Origin of the sequence: Haloarcula salina (assembly GCF_049603855.1) — an archaeon.
Classification (GTDB): domain Archaea; phylum Halobacteriota; class Halobacteria; order Halobacteriales; family Haloarculaceae; genus Haloarcula; species Haloarcula salina_A.
The window spans coordinates 3,283,490-3,297,118 of sequence record NZ_CP187146.1 but is presented as its reverse complement, the minus strand read 5'-3'; the positions used below and the strand labels follow the sequence as shown (position 1 = coordinate 3,297,118).

General features: G+C 65.1%; 16 protein-coding genes and 1 tRNA gene. 11 read left to right on the top strand and 6 right to left on the bottom strand.

What is annotated here, in order from left to right:
* Positions 1 to 58: 58 nt before the first annotated feature.
* Both ACOZ4I_RS16910 and ACOZ4I_RS16905 read right to left on the bottom strand, forming a co-directional pair.
* The gene (locus ACOZ4I_RS16910; protein ID WP_424001621.1) at positions 59 to 1,087 is read right to left on the bottom strand and encodes a radical SAM protein; all 1,029 of its coding nucleotides are present in this window, start codon (positions 1,085 to 1,087) and stop codon (positions 59 to 61) included.
* A gap of 88 nt (positions 1,088 to 1,175) precedes the next feature.
* Positions 1,176 to 1,310, bottom strand: a complete 135-nt coding sequence (locus ACOZ4I_RS16905) for a hypothetical protein (protein WP_424001619.1) — start codon at positions 1,308 to 1,310, stop codon at positions 1,176 to 1,178.
* A gap of 119 nt (positions 1,311 to 1,429) precedes the next feature.
* Here ACOZ4I_RS16905 and ACOZ4I_RS16900 point away from each other — a divergent pair, with 119 nt between their 5' ends.
* From ACOZ4I_RS16900 to ACOZ4I_RS16870, 7 genes are all read left to right on the top strand, one after another.
* Positions 1,430 to 2,752, top strand: coding sequence for an MFS transporter (locus ACOZ4I_RS16900; protein ID WP_424001617.1), 1,323 nt, complete (start codon positions 1,430 to 1,432; stop codon positions 2,750 to 2,752).
* A gap of 49 nt (positions 2,753 to 2,801) precedes the next feature.
* Positions 2,802 to 3,902, top strand: coding sequence for a DUF373 family protein (locus tag ACOZ4I_RS16895; protein ID WP_424001615.1), 1,101 nt, complete (start codon positions 2,802 to 2,804; stop codon positions 3,900 to 3,902).
* A complete protein-coding gene (locus tag ACOZ4I_RS16890) occupies positions 3,902 to 4,198 on the top strand; it encodes a hypothetical protein (protein WP_424001613.1) in 297 nt (98 codons plus the stop codon). The genes ACOZ4I_RS16895 and ACOZ4I_RS16890 overlap by 1 nt, the downstream gene beginning before the upstream one ends.
* 52 nt (positions 4,199 to 4,250) lie before the next feature.
* Positions 4,251 to 4,355: transfer RNA gene (locus tag ACOZ4I_RS16885), tRNA-Arg, on the top strand.
* 362 nt (positions 4,356 to 4,717) lie between these two features.
* Entirely contained in the window at positions 4,718 to 5,017 is a 300-nt protein-coding gene (locus ACOZ4I_RS16880) for a hypothetical protein (RefSeq protein ID WP_424001611.1), read from the top strand.
* A 157-nt stretch (positions 5,018 to 5,174) separates the two neighbouring features.
* Positions 5,175 to 5,396 carry a hypothetical protein gene (locus ACOZ4I_RS16875; protein WP_424001609.1) on the top strand — a complete coding sequence of 74 codons (222 nt, stop codon included), beginning with the start codon at positions 5,175 to 5,177 and terminating at the stop codon, positions 5,394 to 5,396.
* Between the two features lie 8 nt (positions 5,397 to 5,404).
* Complete coding sequence (locus tag ACOZ4I_RS16870; RefSeq protein ID WP_424001607.1) at positions 5,405 to 6,304, top strand: hypothetical protein; 900 nt, start codon at positions 5,405 to 5,407, stop codon at positions 6,302 to 6,304.
* Between the two features lie 82 nt (positions 6,305 to 6,386).
* On the opposite strand, the gene ACOZ4I_RS16865 is transcribed toward ACOZ4I_RS16870, so the two are convergent.
* Complete coding sequence (locus tag ACOZ4I_RS16865) at positions 6,387 to 6,668, bottom strand: hypothetical protein (protein WP_424001605.1); 282 nt, start codon at positions 6,666 to 6,668, stop codon at positions 6,387 to 6,389.
* A gap of 199 nt (positions 6,669 to 6,867) precedes the next feature.
* Positions 6,868 to 8,310: a hypothetical protein gene (locus ACOZ4I_RS16860; protein WP_424001603.1), complete on the bottom strand. Its 1,443-nt coding sequence runs from the start codon at positions 8,308 to 8,310 to the stop codon at positions 6,868 to 6,870.
* Between the two features lie 138 nt (positions 8,311 to 8,448).
* Between ACOZ4I_RS16860 and ACOZ4I_RS16855 the strand changes: the two genes are divergently transcribed.
* Entirely contained in the window at positions 8,449 to 8,889 is a 441-nt protein-coding gene (locus ACOZ4I_RS16855; protein WP_424001601.1) for a TRAM domain-containing protein, read from the top strand.
* A gap of 45 nt (positions 8,890 to 8,934) precedes the next feature.
* Positions 8,935 to 9,717 (top strand): SDR family oxidoreductase, encoded by a 783-nt coding sequence (locus ACOZ4I_RS16850; RefSeq protein ID WP_424001599.1) that lies wholly within the window; start codon positions 8,935 to 8,937, stop codon positions 9,715 to 9,717.
* Between the two features lie 45 nt (positions 9,718 to 9,762).
* On the opposite strand, the gene ACOZ4I_RS16845 is transcribed toward ACOZ4I_RS16850, so the two are convergent.
* Positions 9,763 to 10,047 carry a DUF7091 family protein gene (locus ACOZ4I_RS16845; RefSeq protein WP_424001597.1) on the bottom strand — a complete coding sequence of 95 codons (285 nt, stop codon included), beginning with the start codon at positions 10,045 to 10,047 and terminating at the stop codon, positions 9,763 to 9,765.
* A 54-nt stretch (positions 10,048 to 10,101) separates the two neighbouring features.
* Positions 10,102 to 11,862, bottom strand: a complete 1,761-nt coding sequence (locus tag ACOZ4I_RS16840; protein ID WP_424001595.1) for a PAS domain S-box protein — start codon at positions 11,860 to 11,862, stop codon at positions 10,102 to 10,104.
* A gap of 207 nt (positions 11,863 to 12,069) precedes the next feature.
* Between ACOZ4I_RS16840 and ACOZ4I_RS16835 the strand changes: the two genes are divergently transcribed.
* On the top strand, positions 12,070 to 13,011 hold the full coding sequence (locus tag ACOZ4I_RS16835; RefSeq protein WP_424001593.1) for a replication factor A: 942 nt from the start codon (positions 12,070 to 12,072) through the stop codon (positions 13,009 to 13,011).
* On the top strand, positions 13,012 to 13,626 hold the full coding sequence (locus tag ACOZ4I_RS16830; RefSeq protein ID WP_424001591.1) for an RPA family protein: 615 nt from the start codon (positions 13,012 to 13,014) through the stop codon (positions 13,624 to 13,626).
* Positions 13,627 to 13,629 lie beyond the last annotated feature (3 nt).

The following is a 13,629-nucleotide window of genomic DNA, read 5'->3' as shown; positions in this document are numbered from 1 at the left end:
ACGGCCGTGACTCGCGTCGCTCGTCACGGTGAAACGGCTCCCTACGGTCGCCGTACGGTCAGTCGTCGGCAGGTGCTCGGTCGCTATCGGCACCACCGGACAGCGGCGTCCGCTCGACGACGGTCCCGTCGTAGGTCGGGTACTGCTCGACGATTTCGCCCTTGGGCACGTCGCCCTCCTCGACCATCTCTTCGAGGAGCCACCAGGCGAGTTCGACGTGCTCGGACTTGACGGCGTAGAACTCCTCGGGGACGCCCAGTGCGTCGAGGTGCGCCTCCGAGACCCAGGCCTTGCCGTAGACCAGCGTGCCGTCCTCGGTGACCTCGTCGAACTCTCGGCCGATGTTTCGGGCCATCCGTTTGAGCCGCGAGCGGTGCTGTGCGGCGTCCTTGAACACGCTCGTACAGAAGTACACCTTCTCGTGGTCGCCCATCGTCTCCAGAATGTCGTGGGACCCCTCGACGGCGCTCATGTGGTCCTCCTTCAGCTCGAAGCCCTCCTCCTGCATCCGGCGGTAGTTCCCGTCGGACATCTCGAACTCGTTGATGTTACAGAAGTCGGCCGCGCCCTCGTCTAAGAATTCGAGGAACTCCTCCTCGGCGCGGATGCCGGGAATCTCGAAGGCCGGCGTCAGCCCCTCTTCGCGGGCGATGTAGAGGATGTCTTCCCACTCCGTGCCGTGGAGGTCGCCCCACTGTTCCAGTGGCGGGTGGAACCGAATCTCGTCGAGGCCGGCCTCCGAGAGGCGGCGCATGTTCTCGCGGCCGCCGGGAATGCCGGTGTAGAGGTGGGTGTGGTGGTCCTCGCCGAACTCGTCTTTCAGGAGTTCGAGGTGGTGACAGGTCCGGTCGAGGGCCTCCTGCGGTTCGCCACCAGTGATGGACGTGCCGAGCGCGTCCATGCGCTTTGCCTCCTCGATGACGTCCGCGTCGGACTCGACGGGCCGCTCGTTGGCGTACATCTGGGTGACGTTCTTGCGGTTCTCCCCGAGGGGACAGTAGAAGCAGTCGCGCTGGTCGCAGTAGCCGTAGACGAACAGCACCATCTTGCCGCCTTTGGCGCACTGTTCGCAGCCCTCGGAGATCATCGTGTGTGCCTAGTGACTCCTCCCACCGGGAAAAAGCGTGCGCATCTGCATCGGTGTGGTGTTGGTCGACACGGCCCGGCTATCCCCCTCAGAATAGCCGGTCGAAAACCCCACCCAGGAGGCGGGTGGCGAGCAGCACACCGACGAGCAGCCCCACTGCGAGCAGGAAGTCGGAGGCGGTTCCGGTCCCCTCTAGCCCGTACTGCAACAGGGAGTACAACATCCTGACTGTTAGTATACATTTTGTATATATAGCCTTTCGGGCATCTCAGGGGCCGAGCTGTCGGAACACCGCCCGTCACACCCCAACGTCTTATCTTCACTCCACGCGCATGTGTGGCCATGTCCGCTGCCGACCGTCGCCGCGGTCTCGCCATCGTCTTCTTCGTCGTCTTCCTCGACCTGCTTGGGTTCGGCATCGTCATCCCCATTCTCCCGTACTACACGCGCTCGTTCCCCGGCGGGACGGAGTTCGTCATCGGGCTGCTCGCCGCTTCCTACTCCGCGATGCAGTTCGCGTTCGCGCCGCTGCTGGGGTCGCTGTCGGACCGCGTCGGCCGCCGACCCGTCCTGGTGGTGTCGCTGTGTGGCTCCGTGGTGGCCTGGACGGTGTTCGGGCTGGCGACCGCGCTCTGGGTCCTCTTCGTTTCCCGGATGCTCGCCGGCGCGATGGGCGGGAACCTCTCGACGGCGCAGGCCTACGTCGCCGACGTGACGCCGCCGGAGCGGCGGGCCGCCGCGCTGGGATTCATCGGGGCCGCCTTCGGCCTGGGGTTCATCTTCGGCCCCGGCATCGGCGCGGTGCTGAGTTTCGACGCCACGGTCGCCGCTGTCGACGCCCTCCTGCCGGCCGCCGTGCCGATCACCCGATTCTCGCTGCCGAGCTTCGCCGCCGCGTTCGCGAGCCTCTGTGGTGTCGTCGTCGCCCTCCTGTTCCTCCCGGAGCCCGATCGCCCGTCGTCGTCCGCGTCGGCCGACGGGCGGCCGTCGATGGTCGCACAGCTCCGCGCGGCGGTTGCGACCGCCGGCCTCCGGGACCTGCTCGGCGCGTTCTTCCTCGTCTCCTTTGCCTTCTCGGGCGTGCAGGTCATGTTCGTCCCGTACGTCGCCGACATCTACGGCTACACCGCCGCCCAGAGCGCGCTGTTGCTGACGTACATCGGCGTGGTGGCCGTCCTCACGCAGGGCGTCCTCGTCGGCCGGCTCTCGGCCCGGTACAGTCCCGTCAGGCTCTCGCTGTTCGGGACCGCCCTGCTCGTCGTCGGCGTCGGCGCGATTCCGGCCTCCCGGTCGCTCGGCTCCGTCCTGCCGGACCTGACCGCCGTCGTTCCCTTCCTCACGCCGGAGCTACTCGGCCTGCTGGTGCTGCTGACGCTGCTGCCGCTGGGGAACGGCGTCCTCTCGGTCACGCTGACGGCGCTCGTCTCCCAGCGGGCCGGCGCGGCCGTCCAGGGGAGCGCGTTCGGCATCACGCAGGGGGCCGGTAGCCTCGCCCGCACCGTCGGCCCGCCGGTCATGGGCGGGCTCTACTACGCCGTCGGCTACTGGTCGCCGTTCGTCGTCGGGGGCGCGCTGCTCGTGCCGGTGCTGTGGCTCGTCTCGCGGCTGGGCGACTCTGCGGACCCGGTCGACGCCCACCCGGCCGACCCTGGCCACGTCCGATAGCCCGACCCTCCCCGAAAGAAGTTAAACACAGACGGCGTAGCGCCCGTAGATGCTGCTGGTGCTGTGTATCGACCTCGACGACGACCTCGGCCGCAAGACCGGCATCGAGACGCCGGTCATCGGGCGCGACGAAGTCGTCGACGCGGCGGTCGCGCTGGCCTCGAACGACCCCGAGGACTCCGACGTGAACGTCCTGTTCGAGGGGGTCCACATCTACGACGACGTCGACGACGAGGAGGTCGAGGTGGCGGCCGTCACCGGCCTCGAAGGCAGCGACGTTGCCGCCAACCGGGCCGTCGGCGAGGAGGTCGACACGGTGCTCGCGTCGCTGGCCGCGAGCGACGACGTGCGCGCGCTCATCGTCACCGACGGCGCGCAGGACGAGTCGGTCGTCCCCGTCATCCGCTCGCGGGTCCGCATCGACGGCGTCCGCCGCGTCGTCGTCCGCCAGGCCCAGAACCTCGAATCGATGTACTACACCATCAAGCAGGTGCTCGACGACCCCGAGACCCGCGGGACGATCCTGGTCCCGCTCGGCATCCTCCTGCTCATCTACCCGCTGACCATCGCCGTCGAACTGCTCGGCTACCCCGGGTCGGCGCTGGGCGTCATCTCCGGCCTGCTTGGCCTCTACATCCTCGCCCGCGGCCTGGGAGCCGAGGAGATCCTCGACGAAGCCGCCGAGCGCGTGACGTCGGGGCTGTACGCCGGCCGCGTGACCATCATCACGTACGTCGTCGCGGCGGCGCTGCTCGTCATCGGCGGCGTCAGCGGCGTCCAGCGCCTCGACGCCCAGCCGGAACCGCACACCGTCGTCGAGGTGCTGGCGTCCCTCGTCGCCGGGGCCATCCAGTGGTTCGCCGCCGCCGGCATCACCTCCAGCCTCGGCCGCGTCACCGACGAGTACCTCGACGGGACCTTCCGCTGGCGGTACCTCAACGCCCCGTTCTACGTCCTCGCCATCGCCGCCGTCCTCCACGCCGTGAGCGCGTTCTTCCTCGGGAACCAGGACCTCCAGTACCTCGCGGTGATGCTGACCGGCGGGACCCTGCTCGGCCTCGTCAGCACGCTCGCCTTCGCCGTCGCCGAGGCCCGCTTCGACCGCCCCGACCAGCACAACCAAGGCCCCGGCGGCCCCTCCTCGGAGTGATGTACGTCTCCCGCGCCGTCGAGTCCATGCGCGCCGACCCCATCGAGGGCGAGTCCGTTGCCCTCGTGCTGGAGACCGCCCCCGACGCCGACCCGGCGTCCGTCGCCGACCGAGCGCGGGCCGCCGGTGCGACCGTCGACCGACACCTCCAGTTCGACGACCTGCTGGTCACCGCCCCGCAGGAGCGCATCGACGCACTCTGTGCCCTGGACGGCCTCGATGCGGTCCAGACGAGCGACGCCATCGCCATCACCTCGGTGGACGACGTCGAGGAAGACGTGGACCTCGACGAGTGACCCCGCGGCGATTCGCATTTCTTTTGACGCTACCCGGATTAGACGCCGGCGAGGGCACGTAGCTCAGTCCGGATAGAGCGTCGGACTTCTATCCTCGCCGGCCCCGCCGGTGGGGGAAGACATCCGACGGTCGTGGGTTCGAATCCCACCGTGCCCGTCCCGAAACCGTCGGATACGAACCTTCTCGTTCATATCCGATTTCTCAGGCCCTCAAACGCTCTACTTCCGAGTCTGAATTTCGGTTTCAGGCTCGATATTTGGTGCCCGTTCATCATCTGAACGGCCCCCGCCGCCGTCTGGCGAATTTCAGTCCCGGTTTCGCGTGCCCCGTGAGGTGGTCAGCGTGAGTTAGATATCGTCGTCACGTCGGTCCACCGTACAGCTGCTCGAACACCGCGACCGGCGAAGGCCGTACTAATCGACGAAGGCTCGACGTACTTCGACGCCAGGACGAACCGCCGAGAGGTTGCCGAACAGTACACGCCGTTGGCGAAGCGCTACGCGAAGATCGGCGTCGATATGGAGGCCGTCGTCGTCCACACCGGCAAGGACCTCCATCCCGAGCGGAAGCGCCTCTCGACACTGGCGATGTACAAAGCGGCCAAGAAGAGCGCGGAGTTCTTCGAGACGTGGCCTGCTGATGCTGACGCGCCGACTGACCGGCTATTCGGTGGCAGCCTCGAAGAGATTGAAAAGGCAACTGGCTATGATCCTGATGACGCCGCGCCGTGGTCGTGGAACCTTCGAGCAGGGCTATTCGAGAAAGATATTGAATGGTCCGAACTCCTCAGTCTACTACAAAATTGTGGACCAGAGTGATCTCTCCATACTAAGACTATACTTAGCCTTGAACAGGAAGCTATCCTACTGATAGCTTTATTTCAAACTAGTCTGCCAGTATGAACCATAATATTATAACCCTCCGGTCTACTAGTGCCACTCACGCTGAGAACCAGAGGCGAAAACTACAATGGAGATGACCTTTGAACCTGATGCGACAGAACACATATTAGCGAGCTTTGGGGCCTCCATTGATAATGAAGGATATGTAGTTGATGATTCCGGAGAGCGAGTCACTAACCCCGATGGGGAAGAAATCAAGGCTGAAAATGTTGCAATCATTGAAGAGGGATCTACAATCTTCGTTGACGATAATTTCGACTCTCTGGTGAAGCACGTTGAAAGGCAGCGTTCATAGAGGAAAATATGGGCGCTGGTGAAACCCTCGTTGCTTTAATCTCCGCATTATCCCCTGATGAAGTAAACATTGGGAATGATATTGATTTAACTATTGGTGATGATATTGATGTCGGAGACCTTGAGAATAGTGAGCTGTCTGTGGAGTCAGGGGAACAGGGTGATAAGCTTCTAATTGAACAGGATCGCTGTGTTATCTATCCTGACCAATTACAGGGTGATGAATATGCCTTATTTAACCAATTAGCTAGAGAGATTAAACGAGAAAGTGGATCTGTAGATCGGACTATAGAACATGAACAGACAAGGGCTCTAGAAGCGACCGATACCGTGACTATTGACGACATTGTCGGATTTTTTGATGGAATTATCTCAGAACACTATCTCTCGCTGTTACGAAGCTCTTTATATCTAAGACAAATATCAGAAAATAACCATCAATATCCTGACTTCGATATTAATGAGGAAAAACGAGAATTGAAAGATCGCTATGGATATGAGGCCTACTACGTTGCCCATCTGGCATCTTCTGGGTATTTTGATCAAGACCGATATTTTCAAAACCTACATGACGTGTTGGAATCTAGAACGGGTAACACTCCTGAAAGCTATCGTAGGGAATTCGAAATTACTGTTGGCGAGAAATTGATTGCTGTCTTCGTAAATGAGGATGATTCTACCTATGAAGTAGAGCAAGATTTCCGAGCAGCTGCTTATAAACAGCAAAGATATAACTTAAGATTGGACTTTGTTGATATTTGTGGATTTGGGAGTGTTTGCCAGAGCACAATTGATGAGTTTGTCGAAGAATTAGAAGATCAATATCCCACTGTTGACTACGAAAACTTGGATCGCGGTCAAGAGCGAGTTGTCAGAATCTATCCTGCCACATTAAATAATCAACTTTGATATTAAAAATAATACTTCTACTGCCTATCAACCGACTTGAGATTCCCACCCACCGACCCACCCACCATTTGTGTGGGTCTGATCAGATCGCTTGACTCCTTCTATTCCGAAATACTCTGTCAACCGTCGGCACCGGCCGATTCGCGGCATCAATCCGACCGTCTAAATACAGCATCCCGTCCGTCGTGATCTCGAACAGATCACCGTGCATCGAACTCACGAAGTCGACGTACCAGAGCATCAGCAGTCGGTCGCGGACGTGCCCCTCTGAAATGTCGATGCAGGCCTGTGAGGCGATGATCGAGGGCGACACCCGGCCTTCTTCGTCGAGATATTCGAGTATTCTATCGTCCTGTTGCTTCATCCAGTAAGCATTCTTGCGCAGTATTCACGAGTTCCCCGTAGATTCCGCGTCGTTCGCACCATTCCCCGTCCCGTCTAGCTCCTCTTCGGGAGCGTCTTCGTGTGAATCCAAATCGCCGACAAGGGGCGCTTCCTCTCTCCGCGATAACGGAGACTCCATTGCCGACGGTTTCAGCAGTCCACCGAGGCAATCCCGGTGTTTACAACTGACGCCCGACCAGCGCCGTGACGACGACCAGTACGAGCGCGAGCCACCCGCCAGGACTGACGGTGCGCTCGCCCGAGACCGGCGGCCCGAAGCGCTGGGCGTCACCGTCGATGGCAGCGGTCGAGGTGGCGCTCGGCTCGCTCGACACGGGTGCAGCGTTCGTCGCTCGCGGTGCGGTGTCTGCGGACCCGCGCCGCGTCGATTCGCTGTCGGTGAGCGCGTCGGTCCGAACGGACGGCGCGGGGCCGGTGACAGCCTGCCGGACGAAGGCGTCGAGGTCGTCGTCGGCGACGGCGGAGACGGTCTCGGCGAACGCATCGAGCGAGACGCGCTCGTCGCGCGCCACGAGCCGGACCAGTACGTCTTCGAAGGTCCGTTCGCCGTCGGTGGCCAGTCGGACGCGGGCGTCGATGGCGGCCACGGTGCGGGTGCCCTTGTCGTAGGGCACGGCGGGGCTGGCCCACTCCTCGGGACGGGTCAGGTCCGCCGACGCGTGGCGGTCCGACGTGACCCGGTCTCGGAACCGCTCGGCGTCGATCGCGCCCTGGCGGTAGGTCAGGGCGGCGGTGTGGTACTCGGCGCTGCCCTCGTCGAGCCAGTCCATCTCGGGCGTCGTCTCGAACGTCTGGCGGGTGTGGCGGTACTCGTGGACCCAGACGTTGATCGGGGAGCGGACCGGCTCGCCGGCGTTGACGATGACGTCGGGCTCGCCGTTCGACGGGGTGTAGCCGCCGGCGGCCAGCGCGTTCGGGGCGACAAACACGCGGACGTGGTCGTGGTCCGGGCCGGCCCGCGAGGCCAGCTTCGCGCGGCTCACGGTGTCGAGGACGGCCGTCCGACTGGGACGGAGGTCGGCGCTCTCGGGCACGACGAGGGTGATGCGGTCGCCGTCGACCGTTCTGGTCGCCGTCTCGTGGGGGCCGATGTAGGCGGCCGTCTCGCCGGCGACGCCGTCCTGACCGGGCGCGAGCGCGAGCGTCTCGTTCCACACGGGCCGTGGCCCGAGGTGCCAGCGCCACCGGGCGCGCAGGGACACCTCCTGGCGGGCCAGCAGCGTCCAGTTGGCCGTGTCGGCGGTCCGGCGGCCGAACGTCGTCGTCAGGCCGACCGGGACGGTGTAGACCAGCCGTGCGGAATCGGTCTCGCCGGTGAACTGCCACCGGGCTCCGTCAGGGTCGAGCCCGGTCGCGCGCTCGATGGTCGCACTCGACGGCGGACGGACCGAGAGCGTCGTCACCTGTCGGGGCCGGTCGATCCGGGCGGTCACGCGGACGAGGCCGGGTCGGTCCGGGAGCCGGTCGACCGTGTACCGAGCGTCGATCGTCCTCGTGTCGGGGTCTGCGAACTGCGGTGCGGGTGCGCCCTGGGCCGTCCCGGCGGCGGCGCTACAGATGAGAAACAGGCACCACAGTGCTGTCAGCGGCCGGGAGTTCATGTCTCGTCGGGTTCCTACGCGACACCCAGCCGCTCGGCGTAAAGTGTGTGTCGGCAAAAATATCAAACGTAATACTGCGGTGAGCGCCGGGAACGCGGGGTCGCAAGCGTTTTGCCAGCGGCCACTCTACGCTGAGTCATGCCCGATTGTCCGCTCGCAGACGACTGTCCCAGCTTCACCGAACGGATCGAGGGGATGGGCTGTACGCACTACGGCGACCGGGGTGGTGCCGAGTGGTGCAACCACTACAACCAGCCAATTTCCGACCTCAAGAGCCAGCCGGTCAAGATCGGCGAGGAGGTCGAGGTCACGGTCGAGGACATCCACGAGAGCGGCGCCGGCGTCGGTCGGACCGAAGACGGCTTCATCATCATGGTCGACGGCGTGCTCCCACCGGCGCGGTCGCTGGTCAAGGTCACGAACGTCCACTCGAACCACGCGCGCGCCGACGAAATCGAGCGCCTGGAACTGGACGAGGACGACGCCGAAGACGACGAGCCCGAGGCGTCGACGGCGGACGGCGAAGACGAGGAGGACGACCGCCGGCTGGGGAGCCGGGACAACTTCTGGGGAAGCTAAGCGCTAGCCGGGAGACCTTTGGGACAGTCGGTTCTTTCTGCGGGTATGGACTTCGAACTCGAAGGCAACGCAGCGCTGTGTACCGCCGCGACGAGCGGACTCGGACTCGCGAGCGCCGAAGCCCTCGCCGCCGAGGGCGCGAACGTGGCGATCTGCGGCCGGACGCCGGACCACGTCGACGCGGCCCGCGACAGACTCGAATCGGTCGGCGACGGCGACGTGCTGGCCGTCGAGGCGGACATCACAGACCCCGATCAGATCGAGGCGCTCGTCGAGCAGACCGTCGACACCTTCGGCGGCCTCGACCACGTCGTCACCAGCGCCGGCGGCCCGGCCCCCGGCCCGTTCATGGAGACGACCGAGCGCGAGTGGTACAGTGCCTACGACCTGCTGGTGATGAGCGCCGTCTGGACCACGCGGACCGCCTACCCGCACCTCCGCGACTCCGACGCCGGGACCATCGTCAACATCACGTCCCGGTCGGTGCGGGAGGTCATCGACGACCTCGTGCTGTCGAACGCCGTCCGGCGGGCCGTCATCGGCCTGATGAAGACCCAGTCCCGGGAGTTCGCGCCGGAGGTCCGCGTCAACGCCGTCCTGCCGGGCGCACACGAGACGCCGCGGATCGAGGAACTGGTCGAGGCCGCCGTCGAGCGCGGCGAGTACGACTCCTACGAGGAGGGCATCGAGTCGTGGTCGGACGCGCCGCTCGAACGCGTCGGTCAGCCCGAGGAACTCGGCGACGTGGTGGCGTACCTCTCCTCGGCGCGTTCGTCGTACGTCACCGGGACGGCCATCCCGGTCGACGGCGGCGCGATGCGGAGCTAGGCGGTTCCGTCGCGGGTCCCGCCCCTCGACAGCTCCCGGACCCGATCACCAGGTCTCGATCGTCCCGTCGCGGATGTCCTCGACGCAGCCCTGACAGTCCGGGTGATCGGCGTCGAAACAGACGGGCCGGGACTCCTCGTCCATCGCGGTGGCTCGGTACTCGGCGTGGCGGCGACAGACGATTCGCGCCCGCCCTTCGTCGTCCCGTGGGAGACCGGCCCGGGCCGAGCGCTTCCCGTTCCGGTAGGCGCGCTTGGCGTCCGAGAGCTGCCGGCCGGCCGACTGGAGCGTGCTCTTGATAAACCGCCCGAGGCGTTCGTCGTCGGCCATACTGTCCGTTGTGCCCGGCGACAAATCAATCTTCTCGCGCGGGCCGCCGCACGGTCACTCCTCGCCCGTCACGCCCGTAATCTCGAAGCGCGCACCGCCGGCATCGGACTCGGTCACCCGGACGGACCAGCCGTGTTCGCCTGCCACCTGTTCGACGATCCGCAGGCCGAATCCCGTCCCCGTCTCTCCCGTCGAGAAGTCGGCCTCGAACACCTCCTCGCGATGGCCCGGGGGGATGCCCGGCCCGTCGTCCTCGACGTACCAGCCGCCTTCGAGGTCGCCGACGGTCACCGTCACGCCCTCGCCGCCGTGTTCGACGGCGTTCCGCAGGAGGTTCTCGATCAACTGGCGCAGGCGGCTCCGATCGGCCTCGACCGTCCGGTCGGCCTGGATGTCGAGGGTCGCGTCCTTCGTCGCGACGCCCTGCCAGCACTCGGCGACGAGCGCGCCGAGGTCAAGTTGGTCCCCGTCGTCGACCGGGTCGCCGCCGCGGGCGACCGTCAGCAGGTCGTCTATCAGCGCGGCCATCCGCTCGTGAGCGCGCTCGACGTCGTCGAGGGCGTCGCTGTCGCACTCCGCCCGCGCCAGCCGCAGGTTGCCGCGGGCGACGTCCAGCGGATTGCGCAGGTCGTGGCTGAAGGCGCTGGCCAGCCGTTCGAGCCGTTCCGTCTTCGCTTCGAGCCGTCGTTCGTGGCGCTTGCGCTCGGTGACGTCCTCCTGGAAGCCGACGAAGTTCGTGACCTCGCCGGACGCGTCTCTGAGGGGTGCGACCGTGACCCGGTTCCAGAACTCCGAGCCGTCCGCGCGGTAGTTTCGGAGTTCGACCGTGACGCGCTCCCGGTCGGCGATGCCCGCGCGCAGTTCCGCGACCGTCTCGGGAGCCGTGTCCTCGCCCTGCAGGAACCGGCAGTTGCGGCCCCGGACTGTCTCGGCGTCGTAGCCCGTCAGCTCCTCGAACCGCTCGTTGGCGTACACGAGCGGGTTGTCCTCGCGTGAGGGGTCACTGAGCGTGATGCCGACGGGGGCTTCCTCCAACATTCGCGTCCGCTGCTGGAGTGCGTCCTCGCGCTCGCGTCGGTCCGTGAGGTCCCGAACCGTACAGACCAGGTCGCCGCTCGCCGTCTGGGAGACGACGTGGTCCTCGGTGAACGTGCTCCCGTCGGCCCGCAGGCCCGTGCTCTCGCCGTGCCAGTACCCCTCCTCGGCGACCGCCGGGAGGATCTCCTCGGTCGCGAGGTGGACTTCGTCGTCCGGATAGATGAGCGCCCAGTGTTCACCGTGCATCTCCTCGGGCGTGTACCCGTAGAGATCCGCGTACGCTTCGTTGACGTACCGAAACGTGCCGTTCTCGTCGAGGATGCTGATGCCCTCTCGCGCGGTCTCGATCGCTTCGAGGTGCCGTTCGCGCGCTCGCTCGGCGCGCGCTCGCTCGACGGCGTTCTCGATGTCGTTGGCGAGCAGCGAGTACTGTTCGAGCCCGCGCTCCTTCTGGAGGTAGTCGGTGACGCCGGCCGAGATGGCCTCGCTCGCGACCGCCTCGCTCCCCCTGCCAGTGAACAGGATGAACGGGAGCTCTGGATACTCGTCGCGGACCGTCCTGAGGAATTCGATGCCGTCCATCTCGGGCATGTCGTAGTCGGAGACGACGCAGTCGACGCCGCCCTCGGCGAGCCGGGACAGTCCCTCGCGAGCGTTCGTCGCGGTCGCGACGCTGAAGCGCTCGTTCTCGCGCTCGATGACGGCGGCGACCGTCTCCGCGAAGTCCGGTTCGTCGTCCACGTGCAGCACCTGAATCCGGCCGCCCGTCTCGGTCATGAACCCACCACGTGTCTGAATACTGTCGCATGAGTATTAATTTTCGCACATAGATCCCCTCTCTACACCGTTCGCGCGAGGCTCGGCGGCTCGGCCCCACTCCCTGGATCGGTTTCACTTTCACCCCGCCAGCCGAGTGTTTATAACCGAAGCCGACCAACCGTCACCTGTCTCCCAACGAAAACCAGGCGGAGACAGTGACAGCCAATGACTGAGTCAGATTTGCGTACACACGCGGAAGAGATACACGAGCAGTTTTCCGACCAGCTCGAGATCGATGTCGACGACGTCGTCGACAGGCTCGACACGCTGGTCAACGACTACCAGGTCCCGATCAGCGAGGCCCGCCGGAGCGTCGTCAACACGTACTTAGACGAGGCCGGCATGGACCGCGACCAGCTCGGCGGCGGTGGCGGCGGGAACGAGCAGGTGAACGTCGCTGACGTCGACGCCCCCGAGGAGTGGGTCGACATGCGCGTCACCGTGGTCGAGCTCTGGGACCCCCGCGCCGACGCGGTCGCTCAGGTCGGCCTGCTGGGCGACGAGACGGGGACGATCAAGTTCACCAAGTGGTCGAAGTCCGACCTCCCCTCGCTCGAAGAGGGGAAATCCTACGCCCTTCGCAACGTCGTCACCGACGAGTACCAGGGCCGCTTCTCCGTGAAGCTCAACCGGACGACGACCATCGAGGAACTCGACGAGGCGATCGAGGTCGGCGACGACAGCGTCGAGGCCGAGGGCGCGCTGGTCGACATCCAGTCCGGGTCCGGCCTGATCAAGCGCTGCCCCGAGGACGAGTGCACCCGCGTCCTCCAGAACGGCCGCTGTAGCGAACACGGTGAGGTCGAAGGCGAGTTCGACCTCCGCATCAAGGGCGTCCTGGACGACGGCGAGGACGTCACCGAGGTCATCTTCGACGAGGAGGCGACCGAGGAACTGACCGGCATCTCGCTCGAAGAGGGCAAGGAGATGGCGATGGACGCGCTCGACACGACCGTCGTCGCCGACGAGATGCGACAGAAGATCATGGGGCGGTACTACCGCGTCCGCGGGCCGACGTTCGGCCGCTACCTGCTCGCCGACGAGCAGGAGCGCCTCACCGGGCCGGTGGATGCAGACGAGATTCTCATCAAAGCGAGGTCGATCTAGATGGCGAGCACACCCACCCGCGAAGTCGCCCGGCGCGTCTTCGCACGCGAGTTCAACGACGCGAGCTACACGTTCAAGGAGTCGGACGACGACCGCGCGCCGGTGTACGTCCTCCTGCCGACCGGACAGCGGGCGAACCGCGTCTTCGTCGTCGGCACGCTCACCGAGACCGAGGACGTGGGCGAGGACAGCGAGTACTGGCAGGGACGGGTCGTCGACCCCAACGGCGACACGTTCTTCATGTACGCCGGGCAGTACCAGCCCGACGCGGCCTCGATGCTGCGCGAACTGGAGCCGCCGGCGTACGTCGCCGTCGTGGGCAAACCGCGGACCTACGAGACCGACGAGGGCGACGTGAACGTCTCCATCCGCCCCGAGTCCATCTCGGAGGTCGACGAGGCGACGCGTGACCGCTGGGTCGTCGAGACGGCAGAGCGGACGCTCGACCGCATCCAGCGCTACGGCGACGCCGACCTCGAGGACCCGGCCGTCGACGAGTACATCGCGATGGCCGACGAGGAGTACGACCAGCTCTCGATCGAGAACTACCGGCAGTCCGTCGTCGGCGCGCTCGAAAGCCTGCAGGACGAGCAGGCCGAAGCCAGCGCCGACTGACCG

Excerpts from the sequence above, each read along its gene's own strand:
- ACOZ4I_RS16910 (WP_424001621.1), bottom strand. The coding sequence starts at position 1,087 with ATGATCTCCGAGGGCTGCGAACAGTGCGCCAAAGGCGGCAAGATGGTG.
- ACOZ4I_RS16905 (WP_424001619.1), bottom strand. The coding sequence starts at position 1,310 with ATGTTGTACTCCCTGTTGCAGTACGGGCTAGAGGGGACCGGAACCGCC.
- ACOZ4I_RS16900 (WP_424001617.1), top strand. The coding sequence starts at position 1,430 with ATGTCCGCTGCCGACCGTCGCCGCGGTCTCGCCATCGTCTTCTTCGTC.
- ACOZ4I_RS16895 (WP_424001615.1), top strand. The coding sequence starts at position 2,802 with ATGCTGCTGGTGCTGTGTATCGACCTCGACGACGACCTCGGCCGCAAG.
- ACOZ4I_RS16890 (WP_424001613.1), top strand. The coding sequence starts at position 3,902 with ATGTACGTCTCCCGCGCCGTCGAGTCCATGCGCGCCGACCCCATCGAG.
- ACOZ4I_RS16880 (WP_424001611.1), top strand. The coding sequence starts at position 4,718 with ATGGAGGCCGTCGTCGTCCACACCGGCAAGGACCTCCATCCCGAGCGG.
- ACOZ4I_RS16875 (WP_424001609.1), top strand. The coding sequence starts at position 5,175 with ATGACCTTTGAACCTGATGCGACAGAACACATATTAGCGAGCTTTGGG.
- ACOZ4I_RS16870 (WP_424001607.1), top strand. The coding sequence starts at position 5,405 with ATGGGCGCTGGTGAAACCCTCGTTGCTTTAATCTCCGCATTATCCCCT.
- ACOZ4I_RS16865 (WP_424001605.1), bottom strand. The coding sequence starts at position 6,668 with ATGAAGCAACAGGACGATAGAATACTCGAATATCTCGACGAAGAAGGC.
- ACOZ4I_RS16860 (WP_424001603.1), bottom strand. The coding sequence starts at position 8,310 with ATGAACTCCCGGCCGCTGACAGCACTGTGGTGCCTGTTTCTCATCTGT.
- ACOZ4I_RS16855 (WP_424001601.1), top strand. The coding sequence starts at position 8,449 with ATGCCCGATTGTCCGCTCGCAGACGACTGTCCCAGCTTCACCGAACGG.
- ACOZ4I_RS16850 (WP_424001599.1), top strand. The coding sequence starts at position 8,935 with ATGGACTTCGAACTCGAAGGCAACGCAGCGCTGTGTACCGCCGCGACG.
- ACOZ4I_RS16845 (WP_424001597.1), bottom strand. The coding sequence starts at position 10,047 with ATGGCCGACGACGAACGCCTCGGGCGGTTTATCAAGAGCACGCTCCAG.
- ACOZ4I_RS16840 (WP_424001595.1), bottom strand. The coding sequence starts at position 11,862 with ATGACCGAGACGGGCGGCCGGATTCAGGTGCTGCACGTGGACGACGAA.
- ACOZ4I_RS16835 (WP_424001593.1), top strand. The coding sequence starts at position 12,070 with ATGACTGAGTCAGATTTGCGTACACACGCGGAAGAGATACACGAGCAG.
- ACOZ4I_RS16830 (WP_424001591.1), top strand. The coding sequence starts at position 13,012 with ATGGCGAGCACACCCACCCGCGAAGTCGCCCGGCGCGTCTTCGCACGC.